At 68.9% G+C, this 12,733-nt stretch carries 10 protein-coding genes and 1 tRNA gene; 2 read left to right on the top strand and 9 right to left on the bottom strand.

What is annotated here, in order from left to right; genetic code table 11:
* Positions 1-131 precede the first annotated feature (131 nt).
* Entirely contained in the window at positions 132-341 is a 210-nt protein-coding gene (locus tag OG286_RS30500; protein ID WP_037846781.1) for a DUF5703 family protein, read from the top strand.
* Between the two features lie 309 nt (positions 342-650).
* On the opposite strand, the gene OG286_RS30495 is transcribed toward OG286_RS30500, so the two are convergent.
* From OG286_RS30495 to OG286_RS30485, 3 genes are all read right to left on the bottom strand, one after another.
* Entirely contained in the window at positions 651-1,469 is an 819-nt protein-coding gene (locus OG286_RS30495) for a chaplin family protein (RefSeq protein ID WP_396325751.1), read from the bottom strand.
* A gap of 286 nt (positions 1,470-1,755) precedes the next feature.
* Positions 1,756-2,001 carry a chaplin gene (locus OG286_RS30490; protein WP_396325752.1) on the bottom strand — a complete coding sequence of 82 codons (246 nt, stop codon included), beginning with the start codon at positions 1,999-2,001 and terminating at the stop codon, positions 1,756-1,758.
* Positions 2,002-2,316: 315 nt separating this feature from the next.
* Complete coding sequence (locus OG286_RS30485) at positions 2,317-3,660, bottom strand: M20/M25/M40 family metallo-hydrolase (RefSeq protein ID WP_396325753.1); 1,344 nt, start codon at positions 3,658-3,660, stop codon at positions 2,317-2,319.
* Positions 3,661-3,954: 294 nt separating this feature from the next.
* Between OG286_RS30485 and OG286_RS30480 the strand changes: the two genes are divergently transcribed.
* Positions 3,955-4,039: transfer RNA gene (locus OG286_RS30480), tRNA-Leu, on the top strand.
* Between the two features lie 867 nt (positions 4,040-4,906).
* On the opposite strand, the gene OG286_RS30475 is transcribed toward OG286_RS30480, so the two are convergent.
* From OG286_RS30475 to OG286_RS30450, 6 genes are read right to left on the bottom strand one after another with little or no spacing between them, the layout of a single operon-like run.
* The gene (locus OG286_RS30475) at positions 4,907-5,050 is read right to left on the bottom strand and encodes a hypothetical protein (protein ID WP_396325754.1); all 144 of its coding nucleotides are present in this window, start codon (positions 5,048-5,050) and stop codon (positions 4,907-4,909) included.
* Positions 5,051-5,099: 49 nt separating this feature from the next.
* Complete coding sequence (locus OG286_RS30470; RefSeq protein WP_396325755.1) at positions 5,100-6,110, bottom strand: hypothetical protein; 1,011 nt, start codon at positions 6,108-6,110, stop codon at positions 5,100-5,102.
* Positions 6,107-9,076 (bottom strand): NHLP bacteriocin export ABC transporter permease/ATPase subunit, encoded by a 2,970-nt coding sequence (locus OG286_RS30465; RefSeq protein WP_405359352.1) that lies wholly within the window; start codon positions 9,074-9,076, stop codon positions 6,107-6,109. Before OG286_RS30465 ends, OG286_RS30470 begins: the two co-directional genes overlap by 4 nt.
* A gap of 3 nt (positions 9,077-9,079) precedes the next feature.
* Complete coding sequence (locus OG286_RS30460) at positions 9,080-11,287, bottom strand: NHLP family bacteriocin export ABC transporter peptidase/permease/ATPase subunit (protein WP_396325757.1); 2,208 nt, start codon at positions 11,285-11,287, stop codon at positions 9,080-9,082.
* Positions 11,288-12,094 carry an HlyD family efflux transporter periplasmic adaptor subunit gene (locus tag OG286_RS30455; RefSeq protein ID WP_396325758.1) on the bottom strand — a complete coding sequence of 269 codons (807 nt, stop codon included), beginning with the start codon at positions 12,092-12,094 and terminating at the stop codon, positions 11,288-11,290.
* Positions 12,095-12,136: 42 nt separating this feature from the next.
* A complete protein-coding gene (locus tag OG286_RS30450) occupies positions 12,137-12,685 on the bottom strand; it encodes a nucleoside 2-deoxyribosyltransferase domain-containing protein (RefSeq protein ID WP_405365912.1) in 549 nt (182 codons plus the stop codon).
* Positions 12,686-12,733 lie beyond the last annotated feature (48 nt).

The following is a 12,733-nucleotide window of genomic DNA, read 5'->3' as shown; positions in this document are numbered from 1 at the left end:
CGCCGATGGGACGGCGGTTCGCAGGCGCGGCCACGGGTGGAGGCTCGGTGGGAGCACGGCCGAAAATACCCGGGCCCCTTGTCGGGGGCAGGCCGTAGGCTTGCCCGAAGGTGTCCCTCAGGAGGAGCGTTTTGACCCCACCGAAGCCGGTCCGGCAGCCGGAGTACGAGTACCAGTCGCTGCGCATGCCGCGCGGCACCTCGCGCAACGCGGCACGCCAACTGCTCACCGACCACGCCGAGTATGGGCACTGGGAGTTGGACAGACTCCGTCTGTTCCCCGACGGCAGCCGGACGGTGCTGCTACGGCGACGGATCATCCGGCAGGTCCGGAGCTGGTGACGGCCGTCACGCCGTAGGCGCGGTCACCGGGCCTCCCCGCCTGAAGCGCCCGGAACGCCCGGAGCGCCTGAAGGGTCGGGACGCCAGACCCGGGGCTCACGCGCCCGCGGCCGTCTGTTCCTCCCCGACGGCCGCGGGCGGCTCTTTTCCGGCTGGGCGTTCGGCCGGGGCGCTCGCAGCCCGCCCTTTCCAGCCCGGATTCGCAGCACAGCGATCTTTCAGCGCAGCATTCGCGGCGCAGCGATCTCAGCTCACGGCGAGTGGTTCAGCGCGAGCCTGGGCGCACGCTGAACCACCCACGCTGGTTGTTCAGCGCATGCCGGCGCGGGCGCGACGGTAGAGGACACCGCCGCCGAGCAGCAGCGCGAGGCCGGCAGCACCGAGCAGCTCGGTGCTGCCCGCGCCGGTCGAGGCCAGCTGGGTACCCGTGGCCGCCGGCGCCGTCGCCTGGGGGCTCGCCGTCCGGGCCGAGGCCGGCACGGCCTGGCCGCTCTGGCTGCCACCGGTCGCCGTGGTGGCGGTCGGGGTGCCCGTCGAGGGAGTGGCGGCCGGAGGCGTGGCGGACGGGCTGCCCGGCCGCGGGTTGCCCGGCGTGGTCTCACCGCTGCCCGGGGTCTGCGAGGGCGGGTTCGGGCTGTGGCTCTCCGGACAGTCGTCGTCCGGCTTGCTGGGCGGGGTGGACACTGTGGGCCCCTCGTTGCCGCAGCCGTTCCCGAAGGCCGGGTTGCCGACGCCGACCACGTCGACCGAGTGGCCGCAGGCGTTGACCGGCACGTGGACGGGCGCCTGGACGTTGTTGCCGGAGGCTACACCGGGCGAACCGGCCGCCGTGCCGGAGGCGGAGGATCCCGAGGCACTGTGGCCGTTGCCGCCGCCCGGGTGCCTGCCGGCGTTGGCACAGTGGGTGCCGTAGGCCGGGTTGAGCACGCCGACCGCGTCGACGGTGTTGCCGCAGGCGTTGATCGGCACCTCGACCGGCACCTGCGCCGAGTTCCCCGAGGCCACGCCCGGCGAACCGGCCGCACCCCCTAGCGCCTCGGCGCCCGCGTAGGCGTAGCCGGCGGTCGAGGCCAGGACACTGCCGGTGGCCACGGCCGTGAGGAGCCCCTTCTTGGCTACATTCCTCATATTTTCCCCTGACGTATCGAGACGACGTGATGACCTGCAGAAAGTCGGAACTTCCGAATAACTGGCCAGGTCTTCGAGTGCACACGGAACAACGAGGCGCAAGCAGCGAGGTTGAGCCGAACGAACCCGCTTCACCCGATCGAGCGAAGCCCCGCACCGGGCGTGGACGGACGACTCGACGAGTCCGGACAGACAAGCGCCCCCGGTGCGGCGCGTCCGCCACCCGGGGGCCAAGTAAGTCAATCCGATGATCGGCCCGTTAGCCGATCACACGGTCAACCTGCGCTCAGAAGTTGGCGCAGTGGTTGCCGAACGCCGGGTTCAGCACGCCGATCACGCTGACGGTGTTGCCGCAGATGTTCACGGGGATGTGCACCGGGATCTGCACCTGGTTGCCGGAAACCACGCCCGGCGAACCGGCGGCCACACCGTCGGCGACGGCGCCGCCGTGGGCGGACGCAACGCCGGCGGCGGCGAGGACCAGCCCACTGGTGGCGGCGGCTACGGCGGCGATCTTCTTGACCTTCATCATTCCTCCTGTACGGACCACGCAACCCGTTCGGCGGGCTGCACAGGAATGAACGACGGTGTGGCAAACGGGGTACGGAACCTTTTCCCCATTCACTCGCAACGGTGATGGATCGCACAGACAGTCGATCGGCAAACTCAAGGAGAAACGTTTCTCTCGATCACTTTTCCGCCGTCCCAAATCATTAGCTCGGACAATGCGGACGGCCCGCCCCCGGCACCCCGGGAACGGGCCGCGACCCCTGCCGGGGGCCCAGTGCTCCACAGGCCCCGTACGCAGCCTGCGCCTGCTCGGCGGGCCGTGCTCAGCCGTACCTGCTCAGCTGGCGTCGATGAATCGGTCCAGCACCCGCACGCCGAACTTCAGCCCGTCCACCGGAACCCGCTCGTCCACGCCGTGGAACATCCCGGCGAAGTCCAGCTCCGGCGGCAGCTGCAGCGGCGCGAAGCCGAAGCAGCGGATCCCGAGGTCCTGGAACGACTTGGCGTCCGTCCCGCCGGAGAGGCAGTACGGCACGGCCCGCGCGATCGGGTCCTCGGCGCGCAGCGCGGTCTGCATCGCCTCCACCAGCGCGCCGTCGAAGCCGGTCTCGATCGCCTTGTCCGAGTGCAGGCTCTCGCGCTTCACCCGCGGGCCGAGCACGCTGTCCAGCTCGGCCAGGAACTCCTCCTCGTAGCCGGGCAGGAACCGCCCGTCCACGTGCGCGGTCGCCTGCCCGGGGATCACGTTCACCTTGTAGCCGGCGCCGAGCATGGTCGGCTGGGCGGTGTTGCGCAGCGTGGTGCCGATCATCTTGGCGATGCCGCCCAGCACCCGCAGCGTCTCGTCCATGTTCTCCGGGTCGAGCTCGACGCCGAGCGCGTCCGACAGCTCGTCCAGGAAGGCCCGGACGGTCTTGGTGATCCGCAGCGGGAACTTGTGCCGGCCCAGCCGGGCCACCGCCTCGCACAGCTCGGTGATGGCGTTGTCGTCGTTCTCCATCGACCCGTGCCCGGCCCGGCCCTCGACCGTGAGCCGCATCCAGTGCATGCCCTTCTCGGCCGTCTCGACCAGGTAGAGCCGGGTCCGGTCGTTGACGGTGAACGAGAAACCGCCGACCTCGCCGATCGCCTCGGTCACCCCCTCGAAGAGCCCCGGGTGCTTGTCCACCAGGTACCGCGCCCCGAACGTGCCACCCGCCTCCTCGTCCGCGAGGAAGGCCAGGACCAGGTCGCGCGGGGGCTTGCGCCCGGTCCGCAGCCGGTCGCGGACGACGGCCAGCGTCATCGCGTCCATGTCCTTCATGTCGACGGCGCCACGCCCCCAGACGCACCCGTCCGCGATCTCGCCGCCGAACGGGTCGTACGTCCAGTCCGCGGCGTTGGCCGGCACCACGTCGGTGTGCCCGTGGATCAGCAGCCCCGGGCGCGACCGGTCCTCCCCCTCGATCCGCACCACGGTCGAGGCCCGCCCCTTGGCCGACTCGAAGATCTGCGGTTCGAGACCGAACTCCGCGAGCTGTTCGGCCACGTACTCGGCGGCCTTCCGCTCCCCCGGCCCGGAGCCGTCGCCGTAGTTGCTGGTGTCGATCCGGATCAGATCGCGACAGATCTCGGCGACCTCCGACTCGGCCGTCACCTTCGGCGCCGCCGCCCGCCCCGCCGACTCGCTCCGCTCGCTCACGGTCACTCCTCGTCTCAGCCCCGCACCGGCGCACCACCGCGCCACCCCCGGGACCTGCACCCGGGTCGTACGAGCACGTCCGCCCATCCTCCCGCAGCCCCCCACCCGGATCCACCCCGCGAACCCGGCGGCAACCTCAGGAAACCCCCTGGTCACACCCGCGCCACAGACCGCCCCTCCGGCCCCGTCGCCCGCCCCCGCTCCCCCACCCACAGCCGTTTTGGGAGCGCAAGCCGATCTTTGCTACAGTTACATCTGTCAGCGCGGCCGACGAGGCCGCAGAGACAACACCCGGTCCGGGTGGCGGAATGGCAGACGCGCTAGCTTGAGGTGCTAGTGCCCTTTATCGGGCGTGGGGGTTCAAGTCCCCCCTCGGACACAAAACATCTCCCCATGGGGAGGTGAAGAGCAGTGATCAGGTGCGGATCGAGGTTGGCCTCGATCCGCACCTTCTGCTTTCCCGGGTGATGTGACCCCGGATGCGATGGAGCCCGGGCCCGCGAGCAGCGCCTCGATGGTCCGCCTGTTGGGGACCCGCGGCTCGCGCGAGGCGCGGAGCAGGTGGTGCCGGTCCCGGATGATCGATCGGCACCACGCAGTGCCGGGATTGTGAGACAGCTCCTCACCCCGGTCCGTGTGCCGAAACCCTCCCGGCCCGGCCCCGGACGGCCACCGGGTCGGGACAACCGCAAGCCGGCACCCCGCCACGACAGTGGCAGGACCATCGAACGCGAATCCACGTTCCAGGCCCACCTCGCCGCGCGAGGTGGAACGGAAAGCTGAACCCGGGTCGACGCCGGCGACGTAGTCATGGATAGGTCACTGACGCGAACGGACGTCATGACCCACCTGACTGACGCCGTCACACGCATGCGGGTGGGGCGGAGGCCCAGGACGCCGTCGGCCTTGACAGCGCAACGGAGCCGGCTGTCGCCGATTTCGCTCCCGGCCCGATTCCGCGCAGCAATGGCCGTCAGACTGAGAGAAACGGGACCCTCGATGACGCATGGCGCTGAGAACTCGGCCACCTCGCCCGACCGCCCTCTCGTGGAGGCGGTGGGCGGTATCGGGCGGACGGACGTGGAACTCCATGACGAGGAGCTCGACGCGGTGGTCGCCGGTATGGCGCAAGCCGCGTTCGAGGCACGTGAATCGCGCGCTCAGCACGGTTGGGGAGTACCCAGGTGAGACCCTGCGGGCGTTCTCGTGCCCGCGACCCCACGGCCGAGGTCGCGGGCACGAAGGATCACACGTACGGCGGGTAGGTCGGCTGCCCGCCGTCGCCGCCGCCGATGGCGTCCAGATCGCCGTCGCAGATCTCCTCATCGATTTCCGCATGCACCGCCGCGGTGTCGTCGGCGTCGGTGACCTGGAAGTCGTTGTCCTTCATGATGGTGAACTCCTCTGGTGATTTCTTCTCGGATGTGCCGGTGCAGTGGTCAACTGACGCTTATGGGAACCTCGTTGTAGCCGATGACCTGGGCCTTCGCCCCAGAGGCGCTGGTCGGAATGTACGTCAGGAACGTCTCCAGCCTGCTGATGCTGAATTGGTCGGACGTCGCGCCGGCGGGCTTTCCCAACTGCGCGGCGGCGGTGCTGTTCGCGGACAGCGAGACTGTGCCTCCGGCCTTGACCGGCGTCAGCGTGTCGGTGACGACGTCGGTGGTGAAAGCCAGCACACCACCGTCCGAGGTCCGCAGGGCATAGGTCTTGGGGGGTGTCGGGCTCAGCGCCCTGGAAAGGGTCGTGCCCTGATCGCCCAGATGCTTCTCGCCGAGGGTGTAACCGTTGGAGAGGTTGTCGTCCAGCGGACTGCTGTAGGAGAACTTGTCCTTGCCGACGAGGTTCTTCTGGTAGTGGGCGAGAATGTCGGCTGCCAGGGAATCCGGAGCCACCAGGAGGCCGTCCGGGCTCGAGACGGCGGAGGCGGCGCCCGCACTGTCGACGGCGATCTTCGGCACCGGCCCGGTGACCGTGAGCGAATACGCGGCCAGGTAGGGCGCTCCGGGCCCTTCCTGCACGAAGACCCGGTACGTGGGACCAGGGTAGGGCACCCCTCCCTGTGCCCGGCTGGACACGGCCAGGAACCAGTGGGGGTAGGCCGCGCCCGATGTGGCGTAGACGGTGATGCCCTTGTCGCTGATGGGGGCGACAGGCCGGCTCAGTTCCTTGCTGATGCGCATCCATGCGACGTCCGCCGTGAGCAGCGGCGCGGTTTCGATGCCCGTCAGACCCTCGCTGTCGAGAGCGGCGTTCACCCGGTTGTTCGCGTCGTCGTAGCGGCTGACCACGGCGGACGCGTCGTCCTGGGAGATGACCGCCCCTGGCGTGGAGCCGTGTGCACCGGTGTCGCCGCTGCGGACCGTGCCGCAGCCGGCCGTGAAGCCGAGACCCAGGAGCAAGGTTGCCGCGGCGGCCGGCAGACGGAGCCTTCTCTTCCCGCAGTTCACATCATCACCTTTTCTGATTCATGCATCTGCCTGCGCACCAATTGGTGAAAGAGGCTCGTGGAGTCACGGAGCAGCTCGGACGGATGTCCGCATTCGGCAACCCGGCCTTCGGCGAGTACGACGACCTTGTCGGCGTCGAGGACGGTCGAGAGCCGGTGCGCGATGACGACGCGGGTTGCGTTCAAGCGCTGAGTGCTCTCCGTGACGATCCGCTGGGTCTCGTTGTCCAACGCGCTGGTGGCCTCGTCGAAGAACAGGATCCTCGGGCGGCGGATCAGGGCGTGTGCGATGGCGAGGCGCTGACGCTGGCCGCCGGAGAAGGTCCCGCTGTCACTCACCAGCGTGTGCATCCCCATGGGCATGGCGCGGATGTCCGCGGCGATGCCCGCCAGTTCGGCAGCGGCCCACGCATCGTCGTGGCTGTAGTTGAGGGCGCCGGTGATGGCCTGGAAGACGGTGCCCGCGAACGGCTTCGTCTGCTGCAGAACGACGCCGCACTGCCGTCGCACCGCGACTCTGTCCAGGGTGGCCAGGTCCTGGCCGTCGTACAGGACGTTGCCGCTGGAGGGGTGCTCGAAGCCCAACAGGAGTCGCAGCAGGGTTGATTTACCGCAGCCGCTGGGGCCGACGATCGCCACGAACTCGCCCGGCCGCATGCTCAGGGACACGTTGTCGAGGACCGGTGGACTGCTTTCGTCATAGCGGAACGTCACACGGTTGACCTCGATGTCCCCCGACAGTTCACCCGGCACCGTGTGTGCGTCCGAGGCCTCCGGCAACTCGGCGAGCAACGGCTTCATGCGGTTGAACATGGGGATCACCGCGAAGGCCGAGGAAAGGGAGTTGGTCACCTGGATGACTGCCGCGAGGACGATGCCCAAGGCCGCGTTGAAGGACAGGAACCGGGTCATCGACAGCGCCCCGCCGGCCGGCCCGCTGATGACCACGAAGGTGAGCAGCACACAGATCAGCGGGTAGACGCCGTTGAACGTGGCTGCCGCGCTCTGATACCTGCCGATGCGCTTCTGCAGCTCCTTCTGCTGCGCGAACTCGTTCGCCCAGGCCGCGAAGGCGCGGTTCTCGGCGGCCGCCACCCGCAGCTTGGGAAGCCCTCGAAGCCTCTGGTACACGCGGTTCGCGAGCTTGTACTCCAACTCCAGAGACCGGGTCTGCCACTTCATCTGCCGCGCCCCCAGCACGACGAAGAACACGACGGCGACCAGCACGTACAACCCTGTCAGCAGGGCCAGAGGCACACTGAACCAGAACATCACGGCGAAGTTCACCACCGCGACCACGCTGGAGTAGAGCACCACGTAGCTCACGTTCATCAGCACGGTGCGGATGTTCTTCACCCCCAGCGCCGCACTGGCCAGTTCGCCCGTGGAGTACCGACGGAAGAAGGGCGCGGGCAGGCGCAGGAGCCGATCCCAGACAGCAGCCTGCAGGGTGGCTTCGAAGCGACCCCCGACGCGCAGCAGTGCGAGGTTCTCCAACACCGCGAAGACTGCCGATGTGAGGGCGGCGATCAGCGTGAGGACGCACAACTGCACGATGAGGTTGGTCTGGGCGTTGGGGACGAACGTTCCCAGGATCAACCCGGTACTGATGGGCACGGTGGTGCCGACCGCGACCGCCACCAGCGCGAAGGTGATCAGGTTGCGGATGTCCCGCGCGCTGCCCTTCAGGCCGAAGAGGATCAGCCGCCCTGTGCTGATCGGCCGTTCGGGGAGGGGCGGGTAGAACAGCACCCCCGTGTCGTCGAAGTCCGCCGCCGTCTGCTCGCTCACCGGGCTCTTCTCACCGGTGACGGGATCCCAGGCCACGTACCGTCCGCGCCTCCAGACGAACGCCACCGGCTCGGGCGAGTCGCAGCGGCGTCCGACGAACGGTCCGATGTTCGTGCGCCACCAGCGCTCGTCCAGACTCACCGCGCGTATGCGAAAGCGCGAGCGCACGGCGATCGCCTCGATCGGCCCCATCTTGCCCTCGGCCGCGGAGCCGCACGCCGGCAGGATGGGGATGCCCAGTTCGTCGGCCACGATGCGGCAGGCCGCTTCGGTGGAGTCCTCGGTGTGGACGGGTCCGCTGCGCGAGACGTGCTCGGTCGGCTGAAGCACCGCCTGCAGGACGCGGTTGGCCTTGTCGGTCACCGCGGCCTCCATCTCGCGCACGGCTCGGACCCGGGACTCGGCCTGCTCGACTTCGGCGGTGATGACCCGGTCGGCCATCCGCAGCATGCGCTCGTTCACCACGGCCAAGCGGTCCCACAACCGGCCGTCGGCCAGCAGGTCACTGGTCGAGCAGGTCCTGAACGAGGCCGAGGGCCCGCCGCGGACGGAGCTGCCTTCGTTGACCACGAACGTGTCGCCGGAGGAGAGCCACTCACCGCTGCCGGGCGTTCCCACCCACAGTCGACCGCCCAGGACCTCGACCCAGATCAGTCCCGCGGATGAGCGCCCGCACTCCTCGTCCGTCAGTTCACCCCGGCTTCCGGCGCTCAGGAGCACGTGTTCCCGGGATGCCGGTTGCTCGGTGACGAAGCCCAGAAGGCCGTTGAGCCCGGCGTCGATACCGCGGGCAACAGCCTCGCGCCGACGGGATGACTCGCCCGCGTCCGCGGCGCGGACGCCACCGTGCAGGAGCCCTGCCAGGTCTGCGGCATCCAATCGCAGGACGCGAGAGCCGTGGACGGCTCGCAGGACCGGGACGCTCGAGGGGCACGACGGCGGCGCGGCGATGACGGCGCCCGGTGTGAACCGGCTGACGAAGTGCCACGGGCCGCCCTCAGCAGTCTCCATGGCGAACATGTCGACGGCTCCGTCGGTCACCAGCCACAGTGAGTCCTCGCCGGCCAACCGCACGTGTCCCGCGCTGAAGTCGATCTCGGTGCCGATCCCGGCGGGCGGTCGCCAAGCCGCCGCGACCGCCGACGGCCGCTCGGGCCTCGGGGATGTCGTGCTCATGCGTCAGTGCTCCCTGATGAGCTGGGCGTAGGCGCCGCCGGCTGCGGACAGGTCGTCGTGTGTCCCCCGCTCGACCACGTCACCCCGGCTCAGCACGACGATTTCGTCACTGTCGCGGATGGTGCTCAAGCGGTGTGCCACGACGACCGTGGCGCAGCCGTGGCGGCGGATGTTGTTCATGATCAGGAGTTCCGTCTCGGCGTCCAGGGCGCTGGTCGCCTCGTCCAGGACGAGAAGGCGCGGCTTGCGGACAAGCGCTCTGGCGATCTCCAAGCGCTGGCGCTGTCCGCCCGAGAAGTTACGGCCGTCCTCCTCCACCCGGGCGTAGATACCACCCGGACGCGAGGACACCACGTCGTACACCGCGGCGTCCCGGAGCGCGGCGATGACCTGGTCGTCGGAGATGGAGGTGTCCCACAGCGTGATGTTGTCCCGCACGGTCCCCTCGAACAGGAAGACGTCCTGGTCGACGAAGCCCACCGAGGCGCTGAGCACCTCCGGCGCGATACCGTCGCGCGGGAGACCGTCGATGTGCACCGAGCCCTCCCAGGGCCGGTACAGGCCCGAGATCAGGCGCACCGCGGTGGACTTGCCGCTCCCCGAGCCTCCGACCAGCGCGATCTGCCTGCCGGGGCCCACCGAGAAGGAGAATTCGCTGACCAGCGGAGCATCCAGCGGGTTGTAGCCGAAGGTGACCGCGTCGAACGTCAGGTTGCCGGCAAGTCGCCCTGCTGGGGCTTCGGAAGCAGCCGGGCGCTGTTCCGGCTGATAGTTCTCCACGTCGCGCAGGCGGGTCACCTGAACGGCGAAGTCCTGCACACGCTGCGCCACTGCGATCAGCTGTGCGATGGGGCTGACGAAGGCCGAGACCAGGGCCTGGAAGGCGACGAGCAGACCGACTGTCAGATTTCCCTGCACGGCCTGGAGTCCACCGACCAACAGCAGCAGCGCGGTGGTGACGGACGCCAGTGTGGGAGCGACCACGGCCATGACGGCACTCGGCACGCCGATCTTCTGCTGTCCGGTGACGACGACGGACTGTTCCTTGGCCCAGCGTCGGAAGAAGGCGTTCTCGCCGCCCGTGGCCTTCATCGTCTCGATGAGCTGCAAGCCGCTGTACGAGGTGATCAGCAGCTGCGCCTCGTCGGTGGCCAGCCGGCTGACTCCGCCGGCCCTGATGCGGGCCACCGTGCGCAGGGCCACGATGTTGAGCAGCGACAGTGTCACGCTCAGCAACATCAGCCAAGGGTCGTAGGCCCACAGCAGACCTGCGTACAGCACGATGACCAGGGCATTGACCAGCGTACTCGACAGGTCGTTGGACAGGGTCACGGCAACCTGGTCGTTGGACTGCATGCGACTGCTGATGTCCGCCGGGCTTCTCTGGACGAAGAAGTTGATGGGCAGTCTGAGGACGTGGCGCAGGAAGCGGGTGCTGTTGATCGTCGCGTTCGAGATGCGCAAGCGGAGCAGGAAGGACTGGCGCAGGAAGGTGAGCACCCCCGTCACCGCGATGGTCGCGACCATCAGGCCGAAGAACGGCATGAGGAACGAGCTGTCGCCGCCCAGCAGGATGTCGTTGATGAACGCCCGGGTGAGGGCCGGATACGCCACGCCGACGACCGCGAGCAGCACGCTGACGTAGGTGCTCAGCGCGAGCAGGCCCCCGCTCCCGCGCAGCCGGGTCGGCATGCTCGCGAGGACGCCGGGTCGCCGGCCGCCGGTGCGGAACCCTTCGCCCGGCGACATGGTGAGTACCACGCCGGTGAAACTCTCGTTGAAGTCCGCGAGATTGACGACCCGCGGCCCGCTGCCGGGGTCGTTGAGGTAGACGACGTCCTTGCCCAGGCGCCGTCCGAACCCGTTGAGGACCACGAAGTGGTTGAACTCCCAGAAGAGGATCGCCGGGGGCTCCAACTTCGAAAGAGCCTCGGTGTCCATCCGGCGTCCGACCGCCACCATGCCGTAGCGCCGCGCCGCCTTGAGAACGTTCGAGGCCTTCGAGCCGTCGCGCGAGACCCCGCAGGCCACCCGCAGCTCCTCCAGCGGCACGTAGCGCTTGTAGTGGGCGAGGACCATGGCGAGACTGGCAGCCCCGCATTCCAGGGCTTCCATCTGGAAGATCACCGGTGGCTTGACGCGGCGTGCCGGACGGCGCCTCAGCCGCGCACGCACCTTCGACATACCGTCGGTGGTTGTGAGTACGGACATCTATGACAACACCCAGCTAATCGGTCTGACCGATGGCAAGTGCACGGAAGCGCTCACCAGCGTGCGGGAATCAATCAGGTACGGCGGGCCGGTGCGGGTGGACCACCGGAACCCGCTCGTGGTGTCCGGTGTGGTCAGGAGCTGCACCACCACCTGCATCGGCTGCCCCTGGCCGGAGAACTGCCTGGCCAGTTGAGCGTCGCCGAGGAAGCTCGATATCTGCCCCTCGGTCTGGGAGAACTGGCTGAGGGACTGGACGACACCGCGCAGCACCCCGTACTCCTGGGCCGGCGCGGACCGCAGGTCGAGGTCCACGCTGCTGCCCTGGGAGATGAGCCCGGCACTGCTCGTCGGTACGTACAGCACCGCGACCAACGGATCACTCGGACCGCTGGTGCGCTCGACCACTGCGAGACTCGTGCCCGCGGTGACCACCTGGCCGACCTGCGCCAGGATCGCTGTGGTGCGTCCGCCGCTGAAGGCACGAACCGTCTGCAGAGTCGAGTCGACCTGGATGGTGAACAGCGGAGTCTGCGCCGGGAAGGCCGTGCCCTGCTGGGCGAAGACCCCGGTGATCTGCCCGGAGACCGGGCTGTCCAGGGTGTAGCTGCCTTCACCATAGGTAAGGATGCCGGGCACGGTGACCTGACGCGGGATGGAGCCGGTGAACGCCCACAGCGTGCCGGCGGCGACGAGCACAGTGACCATGAGCAGCGCGACCAGGCTGCGTGGCTTGGCCAGCGTGGCCGCTGTCCCGAGGTCGGAGGTGGACTGGAGCTTGGCGAGAGCCTGCTCACGGAACTGCACAGTTGGCCTTCCTTCCTGTGTGAAATCGACGCTTCCCGCCTGTCAGACGGCCTGAAGGGTGCCGGCTGTCGAATACGCCTCGCCCAGCGCCTTCTCCGTGAGGCGAAGCGCCCGGACGACGTCACCGACCGTGGTGCCCAGGTCGCGGCGCACGGGGACGTCCGGGCGGATCAGCCGCAGCTGGGCCCCCACATCGTCGCGACGCACGTAGCCGGGCTCGGTGCCCACGGCGATCGGCTTGTACGTCGCGGCGGCGACACCGAGTTCGTAGAGCGCGATCGGCTGCTCGGGCGCCTTCTCGTTGCCCCGGGGAAACCAGAAGAGGACCACGTCGGACGCTTGCAGCGCATGGTGCTCCCAGCGCACCAACGCGTGGCTGAACGCGCACGCGGAGACGACCCGGCTGGGGCTGAACACGGTGAGGGGGCGATCGGTCCCCGCCCGGCCCCACTGGTCGGCGAGTGCCTCGATCGCCGGCTGCCGCCAGTCCGGGCAGTTGCGCATGCCGCCGGCCAGGAACACCGTCAGCGCGTCCGGTGACGACGGGACTTCCTCCAGGGATCCGACGACCTGGAGAGGCGATCCGTTCACAGCACAATCTCCTCTACGAGACGTCAGGGCTCTGTGTGGGGGCCGGCA

This window comes from Kitasatospora sp. NBC_00039, from assembly GCF_045160625.1.
GTDB lineage: Bacteria > Actinomycetota > Actinomycetes > Streptomycetales > Streptomycetaceae > Kitasatospora.
Note: the sequence above shows the minus strand (reverse complement) of the source record. Positions and strands in the feature narration are given on the sequence as shown.

What these genes read in the sequence shown, in the direction of transcription:
- OG286_RS30465 (WP_405359352.1), bottom strand. Translation starts at nt 9,076, where the DNA reads ATGAGCACGACATCCCCGAGGCCCGAGCGGCCGTCGGCGGTCGCGGCG.
- OG286_RS30475 (WP_396325754.1), bottom strand. Translation starts at nt 5,050, where the DNA reads ATGAAGGACAACGACTTCCAGGTCACCGACGCCGACGACACCGCGGCG.
- OG286_RS30490 (WP_396325752.1), bottom strand. Translation starts at nt 2,001, where the DNA reads ATGATGAAGGTCAAGAAGATCGCCGCCGTAGCCGCCGCCACCAGTGGG.
- OG286_RS30495 (WP_396325751.1), bottom strand. Translation starts at nt 1,469, where the DNA reads ATGAGGAATGTAGCCAAGAAGGGGCTCCTCACGGCCGTGGCCACCGGC.
- OG286_RS30460 (WP_396325757.1), bottom strand. Translation starts at nt 11,287, where the DNA reads ATGTCCGTACTCACAACCACCGACGGTATGTCGAAGGTGCGTGCGCGG.